This is a genomic window from Kitasatospora griseola (genome assembly GCF_014648555.1).
Lineage (GTDB): Bacteria > Actinomycetota > Actinomycetes > Streptomycetales > Streptomycetaceae > Kitasatospora > Kitasatospora griseola.
Genome location: NZ_BMRI01000020.1, coordinates 39,004 through 54,515, shown reverse-complemented (window position 1 = coordinate 54,515; position 15,512 = coordinate 39,004). Strand labels below are relative to the sequence as shown.

Genomic DNA, 15,512 nt, shown 5'->3' with positions numbered 1-15,512 from the left:
CGGCGGCATCGGTGCGCCTCGCTCCGCCGGACCATGGGTAGGCAGGGGCGATCGACAGCTCCCCGTCCCGGGCCGCCGCTCCCGGGTCCACCCACGCACGAGGAGAACAGATGCACTTCGGGATACTCGGCCCGCTGGTGATATCCGATCACTCGGGGTCGCGTCCGCTCCCGGCCGCCCGCCAACGGGTCCTGCTGGCCGCCCTGTTGCTGCGGCCGGGCTTCGTCCCGAGCGACTCACTGGCCGAACTCGTCTGGGACGGCCGACCGCCGGCCGGCGCCGCCACCACCCTGCGCAGCTACGTGATGCGCCTGCGCCGCGCCCTCGGGCCGCTCGGCCCGCGCCTGGAGACCGGCCCCGGCGGCTACCGGCTGCTGATCACCGACGCCGAGCTCGACGCCCACCGCTTCGTCCGCCTCTACGAGCACGGCGCGGGCGAGGTCCGCGAAGGCAGCCCGACGGCCGGCCTGGCCGCCCTCGACCAGGCGCTGGCACTGTGGCGGGGCCCGGCCCTCGCCGACATCGCCTGCGCCGTCCTGCACCACGAGGAGGCCATCCGGCTCTGCGAACTCCGGCTCGACGTCCGCGAATTGCGCGTCGAGGCACTGCTCCTCCTGGGGCGCACCGGCACCGCGGTCGCCGAGCTCCGAAAGCTGACGGCCCGCCACCCCGAACGGGAGCGCTTCTGGGCGCTGCTGATGACCGCCCTCTCCCGGTCCGGCCGCCCCTCCGAGGCCCTCGCCGTCTACCATCGCGTCTGGCGCCACCTGGCCGAGGCCATCGGCGTCGAGCCCGGCCCCGAACTGCGCGAGCTGCACCGCCGGATCCTGCACGGCGACACGGCCGCGCTCAGCTGGGTCGCATGCTGACGCCAACCCGGCCGGGGCACCACCCGGAGGTGCTCCTTCGTCGTCCACCAGATTCGGACGGCCCAACTGGGCGACGCTGTCTGCTGGGTGATAGCTCGTCAGCTCGTGAGCTGAGCCAGGATCCGCTCGGTGACCAGATCGGGGGCGTCCATCGGCAGTGAGTGCCCGGCGCCGGGGACGACCTCCACCCGGGCGGTGGGCAGGAGGCCGGAGATCCGGGCGGCGACCGCGGCGGAGTCGTGCAGGGCGCTGCGGGCGCCGAGCAGGAACCGGGCGGGCAGGTCGATCCGGCGCAGTTCCTCGTCGGTGAGCACCGGCGGGACGGGCAGGGCCCGCCGGAAGCCCATCGCGGCGCGGGTCAGTTTCATCAACTCGTCCTCCAGCACGGCACTGTTGCCGACCGCCCGGGCCAGCCGGGGGCGCAGCGCGCGGGGTGCGGACGCGGCGAGGCCGCCGGCGATCAGCCAGGCGTAGAAGCGGAAGCCGAAGCCGTTGAACCCGGCCGGGTCGAGCAGCGTCATGACGCCGACCCGGCCGGGGTGGTGCAGCCGGTGCTGGAGTGCGACCCAGCCGCCGTACGAGCAGCCGACCAGGTGCACGTCGGCGAGGTCGAGCGCGGCGAGGACGTCCTCCAGCCAGGCGGCGGCGTCCGCACCGTCGGCGATCGGCGCGGTCTGCACGCTGGCACCGGGCTCACCGATCGGGTCCAGGGCGAACACCTCGTGGTGCTGGGCGAGTTGGCCCAGTTGGTGGTGCCACATCAGGGCGTTGCCGCCGGACGCCGGGAGCAGCACGATCGGCCGACCCTGCGGGGTACCGGTGCGCTGGACGCGGGTGGTGCCGAAAGCGCTGGGCACGTCCTGCGCGGTGCGCGGGCCGGGCCAGAGGGTGGCCAGGGCGTGGTCGTAGGCGGCACGGAAACGGTCGGCGGCCTGGGCGTTCCTGAACTCGCTCATTCGCATGATACATGTGTATCACGGCATGATACGGGTGTACCAGGGAGGCCGGATCATGAACACGAAGGTCGAGCACGAGGAGCGCCGACGGCAGATCGCCGAGGCGCTGCTGCGGATCGCCGACACCCAGGGGCTGCAGTCCGCCAGCATGCGGGCGGTCGCCGCCGAGGCCGGCGTCTCACTGCGCCTGGTCCAGTACTACTTCGAGACCAAGGAGGGCCTGCTGCTGGACGCACTGGCCCGCCTCGGCGCCCAGCTGCAGGACCGGATGGCCCGCTGGATCACCGCCGCCGGCAGCCCGCCCACTCCACGCGCCCTGGTCACCGCCGTGCTGGCCTGCATCCTGCCCACCGATGCGGAGAGCCGACGCATCGCCCGCACCTACACCGCGTACTACGCCCTGGTGCTGAACGATCCCGCGGCCCTGGAGAAGCACGGCACCGGCCAGGCCGAGGTCCTGGAGTCCTTCCTCGCCAAGCAGCTGCGCACCGCCCAGCAGGACGGCACCCTCTCCCCCGCCCGCAACCCGGAGATCACCGCCGCCGGCCTCGCCGCCATGGTCAACGGCCTCGGCCAGAGCGTCCTCGGCGGCCAACGCGACGGCGAGACGGCCCTGGCGATCCTCACCCACCACCTCGACGAGCTGTTCACGTTCGGCGATTGACGCTCCGCCACTTGGTCGTCGGTCGACCAACCGCGTGACCGCGCCGTCGTCCGCACACTGCGAGGACCAGCTGAGGCGCGCCAACTGCCGCCTCTCCTGCGCAAGCACGGGCGGCGGCAGTCCCGAGCGCAAACGCAGGCAACACCTCGACGAGCTGTTCACACTCACCGGTCGACGACACCTTCAGTCGACTAGCCACGTCACCGCTCCGTCGCCCGCGACCCGCCAGAACCGGCGTTGCCTCGCCAACCGCCACCCCTCCGGCACCGCGCGGGCGGCCGCGGACCGGGCCACGAGCGCAACCGGCACCCCGACCCGGCAGGGGTCCAACGCACCGCCAGGGCCGAACCGCCACCTCAACAAGCAGTTCACCCGCATCGGTTGACAACCCATCGCCTCAACGTCTGGCGTCCGCGACCCGCCAGGACCGGCGGTACGTCGCTGCCCGCCACCCCTCCGGCACCATGCAGGCGGCCGCGAACCGGGCCACGAGCGCAGCCAGAGCCCCGCCCCGGCGCGACTCCTACACCCGAGGGCCGACTCGCCACCTCAACAAGCAGTTCACCCACACCGGTTGACGACCCACCGCCTCACCGCCCGTCGTCCAGCCACATCACCAATCCGTCACCCGCGACCCGCCAGGACCGACGGTGCCTCGCCGACCGCCACCCCTCCGGTGCCGTGCGGGCGGCGGCGATCCAAGCCGCCAGTGCGGGCAGTGCCTCAGTGCGCAGGGCCTGTCTGGCGGCGGCCCGCCGGGCCGACGGTAGGGGCGCGACCCGGATCCGGCATGTCTCCCACCAGGTCGGATGGATGCCGCCTCCGTAGTTTCCGCGGATCTGCGGCACCCACTCGACCGTCAGCAGCACCCCGTCCTCGCGGGCCGTTCGCCCGAAGTCGAGGGGGACGGACGTCCCGTTCTCCTCCGCCAGCGCGGAGCGGATGCCGGTCGGGGTGAGCGGCCAGGAGAGGCCGCGCGGCAGCAGGCGATTGCGGGCGGGCATCCGGCGATCCTGACACGACGCCGGTCGGCCCCGCCCGGGACTTCCGCCGCCCCTGGTCCGGGCCGTTCCGGTCCGCGGGTCGAAGGGCTCGGGTAGGTTGCCCGGCATGAGTGATCATGGATCCATCGCCTGGCCGCCCGCTCCGATCACGACCGCGCGGCTGGTGCTGCGCCCGTCCGAGGCCCGCGACCGGGACGCGTTCGTCGACCTGTTCGCCTCGCCGGAGGTCGGCGCCCACATCGGGGGCGCCCGGCCGCGGGAGGACCTGGAGCGCGCGGTGCCGGAGGTGCCCGGGCAGCGGCCCGGCGTGTTCGTGGCCGAGCTCGACGGGACGATGATCGGCCTGGTCACCCTCGATCCGCGTGCCGATGACCGCCCCGGCCATGTCCGCCCGGAGGGCGGCGAACGCGAACTGGGCTACCTGTTCCTCCCCCACGCCTGGGGCCGGGGGTACGCCACCGAGGCCTGCACGGCCGCCCTCGGCTGGTTCGACACCGCACTCCCCGGCGAGCCCGTGGTGCTGTGCACCCAACTCGCCAACGGCGCCGCCCTGCGCCTCGCCGCCAAACTGGGCTTCACCGAAGTCGAGCGCTTCGAGGAGTTCGGGGCCGAGCAGTGGTTCGGCGCCCGCCTCCCGGCCTGAACCCGCCCGGTCGGCCAGGCCTGCGCTCTCCTGACGGGCCGTGAGGCCCGTCCGCCGTGCGGTAGGTTCCAAGGCATGACCGATCTCGGAACCGTCGCCTGGCCGCCCGCCCCGATCCGCACCGAGCGGCTCGTCCTCCGCGAGCCCGAGGCGCGCGATCGGTCGGCGGTCATCGAGCTGTTCACCTCGCCCGAGGTCTGCGCCTACCTCGGTGGGCCGCGTTCGCGCGAGGAGTTCGAGCAGGTGGTGCCCGAGACGCCGAGTCGGCGGCCGGGCTTCTTCGTGGTCGACCTGGACGGCGCGATGATCGGCAGCGTCACCCTCGACCGACGCGACCCGAACCGTCCCGGTCACGTCCGCCCGAAGGGTCTGGAGCCCGAGCTCAGCTACCTGCTGCTGCCGCACGCCTGGGGCCGGGGGTACGCCACCGAGGCCTGCACGGCCGCCCTCGACTGGTCGGCCGCCGCGCTGCCGGGCGAGCCGGTGGTGCTCTGCACCCAGTCCGCCAACACCGCTTCGCACCGCCTCGCGACGCGACTGGGCTTCACCGAGGTCGAGCGCTTCGAGGAGTTCGGGGCCGAGCAGTGGTTCGGCGTCCGCCTCCCGGCCTGAACCCGACCTCCCCGCACGGCCGTTCCGTATCCTTGCCCGCCATGACCCTGCACCGACGGCACACCTCCCGCGTACTCCTGCTCGACGACCGCGACCGCCTGCTGCTGCTCTGCGGCCGCGACCCGCGCCGCGACGGCGCCCGCTGGTGGTTCACCGTCGGCGGCGGCATCGAGGACGGCGAGGACGCACTGGCCGCCGCCGTCCGGGAGTTGCGCGAGGAGACCACGCTGACGTTGACCGCCGACCGGCTCGGTCCGCTCGCCTGGACCCGGCGGACCCGGTTCGGCGTCGACGGCCTGCGCTTCGACCAGTCCGAGGAGTACCGCCTCTGCCGTCTCACGGCCGCCGAGGCCGCCGCCGTCCGGATCGACACCGAAGAAGCCCGCTACGGCCACCACTGGTGGAGCATCGAGGAGTTGGCCACCACCGGGCAGACCGTCCGACCTCGCCGGCTGGCCCAGCACCTGGCCGCACTGCTCCGCTCCGGCCCGGGCCGAGTCTCGCTCCACCTGGGCGACTTCGACGAGGACACCGACCTGGCCGCCGGCTGACCGGGCGGGGCTCGCAGCGCCGGGCGGACCTTGGCGAGCATCAAGGTCGAGGAACCGGTCGGGGTGCCGGAAGATCGCGAAGTGGCGTGTGTCAGGCACGAGTTCGAAGGACTTCCCCGGTGCGGGAACGTCGCCGAAAAGCGCCTGGCGGGGTGAGCACGTCGCCGTCGCCCTGGAACACGAAGAACGGGATCCGAAACCCGGTGACCGCTCCGCCACACCGCCCGAGGGCCCGTCAGGCAGCAGACGTGCTGCGCGAGGTCGCCGTCCACCGGTCGACGAAGGCACACACCAGCGCCGCGACCGCCAGGAAGGCGACCATCGCGCGGAGCAGGCCGCTCTCCGGGTAGGTGTCGGCGACCGCGTGCAGCGCGAGGTACGCGGCGCCCAGACCAGCCGTCGCACCGAGCGCCAGCGGCAGCAGCGCCCGCCGGACCTGCTCCCGCCACAGGGCGGCGCCGACGATGAACAGCCCGCCCGCAACGGCGACCTGCAGATGGGCGAACCCCGTCCCGTACCGCACCGCCAGGGCCGGCACCAGGAACAGCACCAGGCCTCGGCGCAGCACCGCGGCGAGCGCCGCCGTGGCCGGGCCGACCGCCGCCCACCCGGCCGGGCCCCAGCGCCCGGTGGCCGCCAGGACCGTCAGCCACAGCACCAGCTCGGGCCAACGCGTGCGCAGATGAGCCGAGTTGTAGAGCAGCGCGGTGTCGTACAGCACCATCACCAGTCCGCCAAGCGCCCCCAGCGAGACGGTGAAGTGCAGCAACCCGCCCAGGCCGGGCCGGAGTTCCGGCCCGCGGTCGCGGCGCGCGAGGGCGAGCACCAGCGGGACGGTGACGGCCGCGGAGGCCGCGCGGATCAGCAGGTCCTGGACGGTCCACGGGTTGCGCAGCGCCCACTCCACCACGCCGAACACCATCGTGTACGAGAGCGCGGCCGCCCCCACCAGCGGCCCGGACCCGAGCGCCGCCCGGTACAGCGCGGGGCTGAGCCGCCGCAGCGCCGTCCCGTACGCGAACAGCACGAACGGCAGCTCCAGGAACGCCTGCACCCGCAGCACGCTCGGCCCGAACACCCATGGCGCGGGCATCCACCCCGCCACCGTCCGCACCACCGGATCCCCCACCGGCTGCGCGAACCACCCGGGCGGCAGATACCGCGTCACGAACGACGCGTCCCCGCCGTGCACCCTCACCACATAGGCCGCGCACACCAGTTGGTTGACGTACACGGCCCCCACCACCACCGCCACCCCCACCTCGGGCCGCACCGCCCACCCGCCTCGCCCCACCGTCGCCCCGCCCAGCACCCGCCGCCCGAACCCCAGGCCGGCGGCCACCGAGAGGACCACGGCGAGATCGATCAGCAGCACGGTGACGGTCATCCGCGAGATCCTACTGACGCCGTTCGCCTGCCCTGCCGGACACCTCGGTCGCCCCGGTTCATCCGCCGGGCGGCGCCGGAGATCCTCGCGGCGACAGCGCCGATCGACGCGGCCCGGACGGTTCAGCCGAGGTGAGGGTGGGTGCCGGCCAGGCCGTCGCCGATCTACCGGCGCATGCTCGGGTGGCTGCCGTGACGGTCACGCCTCCGGGTGCCGACCACCGGGGAAAGCACCGGGCGGCTCGGCACTCCACGGCCTCAGGGGCCGCAGGCGTCCCCGCCGCTGTCGTCCACGAACAGCAGCTTCACCGCGGTGGACGCCTCCACGAGGAGCAAGGGCGCCAGCACGGAGGCGAGGACGACCGCGGCCACCGTGAGCCCCGGCTGCCGCTCGGCCTTCACCGCGAGCCGCACCGCCCCCACCGCGGCCGCGACGCTCGCCACCGGCGCACCGAACGCCGCCGCCCAGACCCTGGCGGGCCGGGTGCCGAGCCGCCGGCAGAGCTGCCACGCCAGTTCGTCGTGCGTCCGAACGGCGTAGACCGTGAGCACCGGCGCCAGCACGGCAAGCAGCGCGGCCGCTGCCAGGACTCGCCAACCGGCGCTTCCCCTGCTCGACATCACCGTCACGTGCCCCCTTCCGGCCCCACGGGCTGTCGGCAGCCCGTCCCCCCATGGACGCGACCGCACGAGGCTCCGGTTGCGGTGGCCGCCCGGCCGCCCAACCGCCGCTCACCTCATCCGGTCAGGAGGAAGAAACGGCCACTTCCCGATTCCGGAAGCAGACCCGCCTTTCATGCCCTCGCCCCCACGAACGTGCGAGGTGTTCGTACTTCGTCCGGCCCGGCAAACGGACGACCGGGCACGCTCCACCGCCAATCCGGACAACATCGCATGCGACGCCCTGCCGCCCATGGCACGGCGTCGCCCGCATCGCCGAACCGGGCGGCTCGATCCGCCCCGCCGACGGCCTGCACCCGCGCCGCCCTCTCCAGCGGAAGGACGAGCCGTCGAACCTTCGTACGGTCACGCTCCGTTGTCGTTCGGCGGTCAACCCCGGCACGGCAACCGTCGCACGCACGGGACGAATTGGCCGCGGCCGAAGCGACGGCAGGCAATCGCTTTCCATTCTCGGACAGATCCGTCCGCCCCTCCGGGGGCCGGTGTTCGTTCGGAGGCAAAGCGGGCTTGTTCGGTAACGAGAACCACCGATGCGGACGCATTCTTGGTCAGTTCGCCGCACCGCCGCCCGACCCTCGACACTCCCCCGAACCGTGGACTGGACCAGCCCTCGGGGGTGTCCGACAGGGAGCTGCAGGGCGGTCGACCCCAGCTGGGGGGCGTGATCACGGAACGTGATCAAGGTTCGGGCGCGGGGAGTTCACAGTTCACTCACATGCCGCTTGGGAAATCGCCTCAACAACCATTGTGGGGTCGGATGCCGAGAGGTAGAGTCCCGGTTCGCCGAAGCACGGACGGGCACCTCTGGGCATTTATCTTGGAGCGGGCATGTCAAAGAACGGTGGCATCGACAGATCGGGTTCCGATCTGTTGGATGCGTTCGCGGACGCCGTTCTCCGGTGGCCCGAGCGCGCCGCGATCGAGTCTCCCGAGCACACTCTCAGCTACCAGCAACTCGCGTTCTCCGCACAGCGGTTGGCCGCCCGACTGGGCGACCGGCCGGGTCCGGTCGCAGTCGCGGCCGGGCACCACCCGGACACCGTGGTGGCGCTGTTGGGCATCCTCGCGGCGGGCGGCGTGTACGTCCCGATCGACCCGGCCTTCCCGGTGGAGCGGCAGCGCCAGATGACCGAGACGGCCGGCTGCCGACTGCTGGTCGGTCCCGGGACATCCGAACACGCCGACCAACTCGGCTTATCGCCCTTGGAGTTGCACGACTCGACCGATCAGGCACCCGCCTGGAGGACGACCGTCGTCGCGCCCGGCGACCCCGCCTATCTGCTGTTCACCTCGGGGTCCACGGGCCGGCCGAAGCCGGTGTTGACGCCGCGCGAGGCGATCACGGCCACGGTCGGCTCGCTGCGGGAACTGTTCGAAGTCGGGCCGGACGACCGGGTGTTGCAGTTCGCCTCGCTGAACTGGGACACCTGCTTCGAGGAGATCCTGCCCACGCTGACGGCCGGCGGCCGGCTGGTGTTCGATCCGGAGGCGCATTCGGCCTCGTTCCCCCGGCTGCTGCGGATGGTCGAGCGGCGCGGCATCACCGTGCTCGACCTGCCCACGGCGTTCTGGCACGAGCTGGTCCTGCACCTCACCGAGGACGGCGGACGGGCCGAACTGCCGGAGTGCGTAAGGCTGGTGGTGATCGGCGGCGAGGCCGCAAATCCGGCCCGGCTGGCCGACTGGAGCCGGCTGGCGGGCAGTTCGCGGATCCGGCTGCTGAACACCTACGGCTGCACCGAGACCACCCTGATCACGCACGCCGTGGACCTGCTCGGCCCGCGCACCCCGGAGCCGGGCCGCCACTGGGAGCCCACCGGACGCGCACCGATCGGACGCGCCCTCCCCCACGTCGACGAACTCCTCACCGCTGATGGCGAGTTGCTGATCGGCGGACCTGCCATCGCGACCGGCTACCCGGGGCTGCCGGAGGCCACCGCCGAACGCTTCGTGCTCCGCGACGGGCACCGCTGGTTCCGGACGGGCGACCGGGCGGCCCGGGACGAGGACGGGGTGCTGACCCCGCTGGGACGGCTGGACCACGAGGTGAAGATCCGCGGCATCCGGGTCGACCCGGCGGAGGTGGAGGCCGGAATCGGCGCCCACCCGGGCGTGGGCGCGACGGCCGTCACCGCCACCACGCTGGCCGGTCGGGCCGCCCTGGTCGCCTACGTCGTCCCGCGCACCGGCGGGCCCGACCCCGCGCTCGCCGCCGAACTCCTACTCTACCTGCGGGAACGCCTGCCCGGCCACCTCGTCCCGAGCCGGATCACCGTGGTGCCGGACCTGGTCCGCACCGCCAGCGGCAAGGTCGACCGCGCCGCCTCGCACCGCCTGCACAGCACCGCCCCGCGCTGAGTCCCGCCCGCCACCGCCGTGGCACCCGACCGGGCATCGAACCGGCCCTCATATCTGACGCACCATCAGTTCACGTACCGCCGAGGGCGCAGAACCCCGCGCGCCCAGGCGCCGCACCACAAAGCACCGCCGCACCGAGTACTGCCTACCTGGCATCCGCCAGACCACGCGCACCCCGCACCGGTCGAAGGAGACCCCGATGAGCCTCGACATGCCCGTCACCGCACCCGCCGCAGCCGGTCCCGGGCGCACGCCCGACCCGGTGGAGGCGCTCGCGGCGGTGTTCCGCCGGATCCTGGAGCTGGACCACGTCCCGGCCGACGGCAACTTCTTCCTGCTGGGCGGCGATTCGCTGATCGCCACCCGGGTGCTCAGCGCCGTCGCCCGCGACCACGGCGTGGAGCTGACCTTCGAGGACTTCCTCGCCGACCCCACCCCGGCCGGCCTGGCCACCCGCATCGCCACCGGGAGCGTCACGGCGGACGCGCACAGAATCGTGGCCGGCCGATGACCGCCGCGACTCCCCCTGGCACCGCCTCGGTGCCGCGGTCGGTGATCGTGGTCGGCGCGGGCCTGGCCGGGCTGACCGCGGCCGTCGAACTCGCCGACCGCGGCGTGTGTGTGACGGTGTTGGAGGCCCGGGACCGGGTCGGCGGGCGCACGCTCGGCATCGAGGTGGCGCCGGGACGGTGGATCGACGCGGGCGCGGCCTACCTCGGTGACCTGCACACCGAACTCCACGCCCTGCTCGCCGCCTGCGACTTGAAGACCGCGCCCACCACCATGGCGGGCGCCAGCCGGTTCGCCCTCACCGAGGACCGCTCGGACGGCGCGGCGACCCGCGACGGCCGGTTCCCGCCACTGAGCGCCGTCGCGCTGGGCGACCTGTTCGAGCAGTTGGAGGAGTTGACGTCCGCGGTCCGCCCGGACGCGCCGTGGCTCTCACCGGATGCGGAGCGGCTGGACGCCCTGACGGTGGCCGACTGGGCGGAGCAGCAACTCACCCACCCGGACGCCAAGTTGTTCTTCCCACTGTTCCTGGGCGAGATGATGGCGGCCGATCCGGCCAGGATCTCGGTCCTGCACATGGCGTTCTACCTGCGGTCCGGCGGCGGCCTGCGCTATCTCAACGCCTTCGAGGGCGGCGCCCAGCAGGACCGGGTGGCGGGCGGTTCGCACCGGCTGTGCGAGCGGCTGACCCGACGGCTGTTGGATCGGGGCGGGGTGCTGCACACGGACGAGCCGGTGCTGTCGGTGGAGCAGACCGAACGGGAGGCCGTCGTCCGTACGCCCGAGGGGAGTTACCGGGCGGACGCGGTGGTCGTGGCGGTGCCGCCGCTGCTCGCGGACGCGATCGAGTACCGTCCGCCGCTGCCCACCCCGCGGGCGGCGTCGCGGACCGAGCGCGGCTGCGCAGTGAAGCTGAACCTGGTCTTCCCGGAGCCGGTGTGGCGGGCGCACGGCCTGTCGGGATGGTCGGTGAACGCGACCGGTCCTCTGCTGTCCACGGTGGACGACACTCCGCCGGAGGGCTCCCCGGGTGTGCTGACCGGCTTCGTCACCGGCGCGGAGGCCCATCGTTTCGCCGCGCTGCCACCCGAGGAACAGCGCGCGGCGGCGGTCGCACAGGCGGCCCGGCTGTTCCCGATGCTGCCCGAGCCGATCGCCTTCCATGTCACCGACTGGGTCAACGAGCCCTGGAGCAAGGGCTGTTACGCGGCGCTCTTCGGACCCGGCGACTGGTCGGCGCTCGGCCCGACGCTGACCGAGCCGCACGGCCGGGTGCACTTCGCGGGCACCGAGACCAGCACCGAGTTCTTCGGCCTGCTGGAGGGCGCGATCCGTTCGGGTCGCCGCGTCACCGCCGACCTCCTGGACGAGTAACAGCACCTGGCATCACGTCAGTTGCCAGTTCGAACCCCTTTCCCCCGACCCGGTGGCGCGCTTCGCACGCGGGCGCCCGGGCATCGAGTCCTGCTTCGGAAGACCGGAGAGACCGGAGACCGCCATGAGCGATCAGACATCCATCGCGCCGCTTGCCGTCAGAGAGCGGTTCATGTCCGACCCGACCCTGGGTGCGGGCAACTTCCTCGACCGGGCGGTCGAGGCGAATCCGCACCGTGCGGTGCCGTTCGCGTTCAGCCACCGGCTGGACCACCGCGGGCAGGTGGTGCTGCGCGGGCACAGCCTGCTGGACCTGGTGGCGCTGCGCGACCGGTACGCGGCCTGGTACCACGCGAACGGCGTGCGGCCGGGCGAGCCGGTGGGCGTGGTGATCGCCGAGGGCCTGGAGCCGCTGCTGCACTTCTTCGCGCTGACCGCGCTGGGTGCGGTTCCGGCGCTGGTGAACGACGCGATGCGGCACGACGTGATGGTGCGCTACCTGAGCCACGTCGGCGTGGTGGGGGTGGTCGCGGACGACACCACCCGGCTGGCGTCGGCGTACCGGAAGGACCCGCAACTGCGGCCCCGCTTCCTGTCGTTGACGGCCGAGGTGCAGGCCTTCGACGCGGCGTCGGCGGCGCTGCCGGAGGGGTACCCGTACCAGCACGCGGCCGAGGACGTGGTGGCGCTGATCCACTCCTCGGGGACGACCGGCACGCCGAAGTCGACGATGCTGGCGCACCGGCAGTTCTGGGAGGGCAAGCAGCCGCGGATGGTGCGCTTCCCGGCGGAGTCGTACGACCGGCTGATGTCGCTGATGCCCCACACCCATGCGGGCGGCCTGAGCTACTTCATGACGACGACGCTGCTGGGCCTGCCGACGGTGGTGATGTCGGACTGGCGGCGGGTCGCGGTGGAGCCGGTGATGGAGGCGTTCCGGCCGACCATGGTGGCGTCGTTCCCGCGCACCTTCGTGGAGTTGGCGACCGGTGAACTCCCGACCGCGGGCGCGGCCATGGTGCACTCGTGGTTCAACACGGGCGACAGCGCGCACTACGGGCACATCCGCCGGCTGGTCCAACTGGGCGAGCGCCCGGCGGGGTTGATCCGTCCGTGGCTGCTGCCGCAGGAGCGGGCCGAGCAGGCCGCGCTGCCGGGTTCGCAGTTCGTCGACGGGCTGGGGTCGTCCGAGATGGGCATGGCGCTGTTCGGGCAGGTGACCTCGCCGGAGACGGAGCGGGACGACCGCTGCGTGGGCACGCCCTCGGAGGTGGTGGAGCGGGCGGCGGTGCTGGACGAGGACGGCGTCGAGGTCCCGGACGGCACGGTCGGTCTGCTGGCGGTGGCCGCGCCGTCGATCACGCCCGGGTACTGGAACAACGAGCGGCTGACGCAGTCGTTCCGGCAGGCCGGGTACTGGCTGACCGGCGATGTGGCGTACCGGGACGCCGAGGGGCGGTTCTACCACCTGGACCGCACGGTCGACGTGATCGACACCTTGGACGGGCCGGTGTACAGCCTGCCGCTGGAGGAGGTGCTGCTCGCCGACTGCGCCGCGCAGGTGCAGGACTGCTCGGTGGTGGGCGTGCCGCACCCGGACGGCGGGCAGCGGCCTATCGCGGTGGTCCGGCTGCAGGACGGGGCCAGCGCGGACGGGCTGCTGGAGGCGGCCAACGCCGAGCTGGCGAAGGCCGGTCTCGCGGAGCTGGCGGCGCTCCGAGTCGCGGACCGCGCCGAGGAGTTCCCGCTGGGCCCGACCGGCAAGGTGCTGAAGCGGGAGCTGCGCACCCGGCACGCCGGCCTGCTCTCCGCCGCCGCTCCGGCGCGTCCCTGATGAATCGTCAGGTGCCTCAGCCGTACTCCTACGCGCGGCGGGAGTTGACGGAGCCGGACTGGCGGCGGCTGCCGGGCTGGCGGGAGGTGTCGGCCGCGCAGTGGCGGGACGCGCAGTGGCAGCGGGCGCACTGCGTGCAGAACGAGCGGCAGTTGCGGGAGCTGTTCGGCCCGCTGCTGACGGACCACTTCTACCGTGAACTGGCCGCCGATCAGGCCGAGTTCGCGACCATGTCGATCCTGCTTCCGCCGCACATGCTGAACACCATGGCGGCGGACGCCCCGCTGGAGCCGGCGGCGTTCACCGCGGCGTTCCTGGCGGATCCGGTGCGCCGGTACATGCTGCCGGTGCGTTCCGACCGGCATCCGCAGTGGCCCAGCCATCCGCTGGCGACGCGGGACTCGCTGCACGAGAGCGAGATGTGGGCGGTGGAGGGGCTGACGCACCGCTACCCGACCAAGGTGCTGGCCGAGTTGCTGTCCACCTGCCCCCAGTACTGCGGGCACTGCACCCGGATGGACCTGGTCGGCCGCTCCACGCCGCAGGTGACCAAGGCCCGGCTGGTGCTGCGCCCGGCCGACCGCGAGGAGCAGATGCTCGACTACCTGAAGCGCACCCCGTCGGTGCGGGACGTGGTGGTGTCGGGCGGCGACCTGGCGAACGTTCCGTGGCCGCGTCTGGAGTCCTTCCTGCTGCGGCTGTTGGAGCTCGGCTCGGTGCGCGACATCCGGCTGGCCAGCAAGTCGGTGGTCGGCCTGCCGCAGCACTGGCTGCAGCCGAAGGTGCTGGCCGGCGTCGAGCGGGTGGCCCGGCTGGCCGCCCGCCGCTCGGTCAACCTGGCGGTGCACACCCACGCCAACCACGCCGCCTCGGTGACGCCCCTGGTCGCCGAGGCGGCCCGGGGCCTGCTGGACGCGGGCGTGCGGGACGTGCGCAACCAGGGCGTGCTGATGCGCGGGGTGAACGCCACCCCGGCGGCGCTGCTCGACCTGTGCTTCGCCCTCCAGGGCGAGGCGAACATCCTGCCGTACTACTTCTACCTGTGCGACGTGATCCCGAACGCCGAGCACTGGCGGCTGCCGCTCTCCGAGGCGCAGCGCCTGCAGGAGGCGATCCTCGGCTACCTGCCGGGCTACGCGACGCCGCGGCTGGTCGCGGACGTGCCGCACGTCGGCAAGCGCTGGGTGCACCAGGCGGTCGACTACGACCGGGAACGCGGCATCTCGTACTGGACCAAGAACTACCGCACCACCGTTGAGCTCCCGTCGGCCGAAGAGCCGTGCGAGGACGCGCCGTTGAACCGCCGGTACCCGTACGTGGATCCGGTGGACACGCTGCCGGAAGCGGGCCGCGCCTGGTGGGCGGAGCAGCTGGAACGCGGTGGTGTCGCAGAACTTCCCGAACTATTGGGCCTGTTGGAGGGCAAGTGAGCGAGGCTTCGGCGCCGCTGCGCCGAATGTGCTGGATCTTCCCGGACCGGGAGTCGACCCGGTCGGGGGCGATGTGGAAGCACTACTTCTGGGACATGTTCGCCGAGGTGGCCGCCGGGATGGGGATGGAGTGGTCCCGGCACGCCCCGGAGGCGGTGACGGTGGACGGCACCGATCCGGCCCGGCCGCGGGTGTACGTGGACGACGAGCCGGTCACGCCCGAGGACACCTTGTTCATCACGGCGCTGTACTCGCTGCCGTACCAGTCGATGGACGTGTTCAACCAGCTGGCGCTGTGCACGGTGCTGGAGCAGGCCGGATTCTACCTGCCGTTCCCGGCGCAGGTGTCGCTGCTGGGCAACGACAAGTTGGCGACCATGCTGTTCCTGGCGGACTCGCCGGTGCCGCCGATCCCGTCGGTGCGGATCGGCTCGGGCCGGGACGTCTCCAAGCACCAGTACGAGGTGGCGCTGGGCGAGTTGACGTTCCCGGCGATCGTGAAGCCGGCCGGCTGGTGCGGCGGCGGCGGGATCTGCCTGGCCCGCTCCCCCGAGGACGTGCGCGGGCTGGCCAGCCTCGCCCAGGGCGGTGACACCACGCTGGTGGCGCAGCCGTACCTGGGCGACGGTACGGCCGACTA

15 protein-coding genes are annotated in these 15,512 nt (G+C 72.9%); 11 read left to right on the top strand and 4 right to left on the bottom strand.

All coding sequences use genetic code 11. The features are described from left to right. Window positions 1–110 precede the first annotated feature (110 nt). Window positions 111–869, top strand: a complete 759-nt coding sequence (locus IEZ12_RS23705) for an AfsR/SARP family transcriptional regulator (protein WP_189274474.1) — start codon at window positions 111–113, stop codon at window positions 867–869. 98 nt (window positions 870–967) lie between these two features. On the opposite strand, the gene IEZ12_RS23700 is transcribed toward IEZ12_RS23705, so the two are convergent. After that, entirely contained in the window at window positions 968–1,825 is an 858-nt protein-coding gene (locus tag IEZ12_RS23700) for an alpha/beta fold hydrolase (RefSeq protein WP_229847873.1), read from the bottom strand. Between the two features lie 55 nt (window positions 1,826–1,880). Between IEZ12_RS23700 and IEZ12_RS23695 the strand changes: the two genes are divergently transcribed. Continuing rightward, entirely contained in the window at window positions 1,881–2,489 is a 609-nt protein-coding gene (locus IEZ12_RS23695; protein WP_189274470.1) for a TetR/AcrR family transcriptional regulator, read from the top strand. Window positions 2,490–3,079: 590 nt separating this feature from the next. Here the strand turns inward: IEZ12_RS23695 and IEZ12_RS23690 are convergent. Further along, window positions 3,080–3,493 (bottom strand): hypothetical protein, encoded by a 414-nt coding sequence (locus IEZ12_RS23690; RefSeq protein ID WP_189274468.1) that lies wholly within the window; start codon window positions 3,491–3,493, stop codon window positions 3,080–3,082. 106 nt (window positions 3,494–3,599) lie between these two features. On the opposite strand from IEZ12_RS23690, the gene IEZ12_RS23685 reads away from it, so the two are divergent. From IEZ12_RS23685 to IEZ12_RS23675, 3 genes are all read left to right on the top strand, one after another. Next, entirely contained in the window at window positions 3,600–4,136 is a 537-nt protein-coding gene (locus IEZ12_RS23685) for a GNAT family N-acetyltransferase (RefSeq protein WP_189274466.1), read from the top strand. 75 nt (window positions 4,137–4,211) lie between these two features. Next, window positions 4,212–4,748: a GNAT family N-acetyltransferase gene (locus tag IEZ12_RS23680; protein WP_189274465.1), complete on the top strand. Its 537-nt coding sequence runs from the start codon at window positions 4,212–4,214 to the stop codon at window positions 4,746–4,748. Between the two features lie 41 nt (window positions 4,749–4,789). After that, entirely contained in the window at window positions 4,790–5,299 is a 510-nt protein-coding gene (locus tag IEZ12_RS23675) for an NUDIX hydrolase (protein ID WP_189274463.1), read from the top strand. Between the two features lie 235 nt (window positions 5,300–5,534). Here IEZ12_RS23675 and IEZ12_RS23670 read toward each other — a convergent pair whose 3' ends face one another. Further along, window positions 5,535–6,686, bottom strand: a complete 1,152-nt coding sequence (locus tag IEZ12_RS23670) for a hypothetical protein (protein ID WP_189274461.1) — start codon at window positions 6,684–6,686, stop codon at window positions 5,535–5,537. 257 nt (window positions 6,687–6,943) lie between these two features. After that, window positions 6,944–7,306, bottom strand: coding sequence for a hypothetical protein (locus IEZ12_RS23665; RefSeq protein ID WP_189274459.1), 363 nt, complete (start codon window positions 7,304–7,306; stop codon window positions 6,944–6,946). Between the two features lie 888 nt (window positions 7,307–8,194). Here IEZ12_RS23665 and IEZ12_RS23660 point away from each other — a divergent pair. From IEZ12_RS23660 to IEZ12_RS23635, 6 genes are all read left to right on the top strand, one after another. After that, a complete protein-coding gene (locus tag IEZ12_RS23660; RefSeq protein WP_189274457.1) occupies window positions 8,195–9,724 on the top strand; it encodes an AMP-binding protein in 1,530 nt (509 codons plus the stop codon). 199 nt (window positions 9,725–9,923) lie between these two features. Continuing rightward, the gene (locus tag IEZ12_RS23655; RefSeq protein WP_198520563.1) at window positions 9,924–10,235 is read left to right on the top strand and encodes a phosphopantetheine-binding protein; all 312 of its coding nucleotides are present in this window, start codon (window positions 9,924–9,926) and stop codon (window positions 10,233–10,235) included. Next, window positions 10,232–11,608, top strand: coding sequence for a flavin monoamine oxidase family protein (locus IEZ12_RS23650; RefSeq protein ID WP_189274456.1), 1,377 nt, complete (start codon window positions 10,232–10,234; stop codon window positions 11,606–11,608). Before IEZ12_RS23655 ends, IEZ12_RS23650 begins: the two co-directional genes overlap by 4 nt. 124 nt (window positions 11,609–11,732) lie before the next feature. Then, a complete protein-coding gene (locus IEZ12_RS23645) occupies window positions 11,733–13,442 on the top strand; it encodes a class I adenylate-forming enzyme family protein (RefSeq protein WP_189274454.1) in 1,710 nt (569 codons plus the stop codon). Between the two features lie 11 nt (window positions 13,443–13,453). Beyond that, window positions 13,454–14,872 carry a KamA family radical SAM protein gene (locus IEZ12_RS23640; RefSeq protein WP_444542897.1) on the top strand — a complete coding sequence of 473 codons (1,419 nt, stop codon included), beginning with the start codon at window positions 13,454–13,456 and terminating at the stop codon, window positions 14,870–14,872. Continuing rightward, window positions 14,869–15,512: ATP-grasp domain-containing protein (locus IEZ12_RS23635; protein WP_229847871.1), on the top strand; the 644-nt coding region annotated here is incomplete at its 3' end. The genes IEZ12_RS23640 and IEZ12_RS23635, both read left to right, overlap by 4 nt.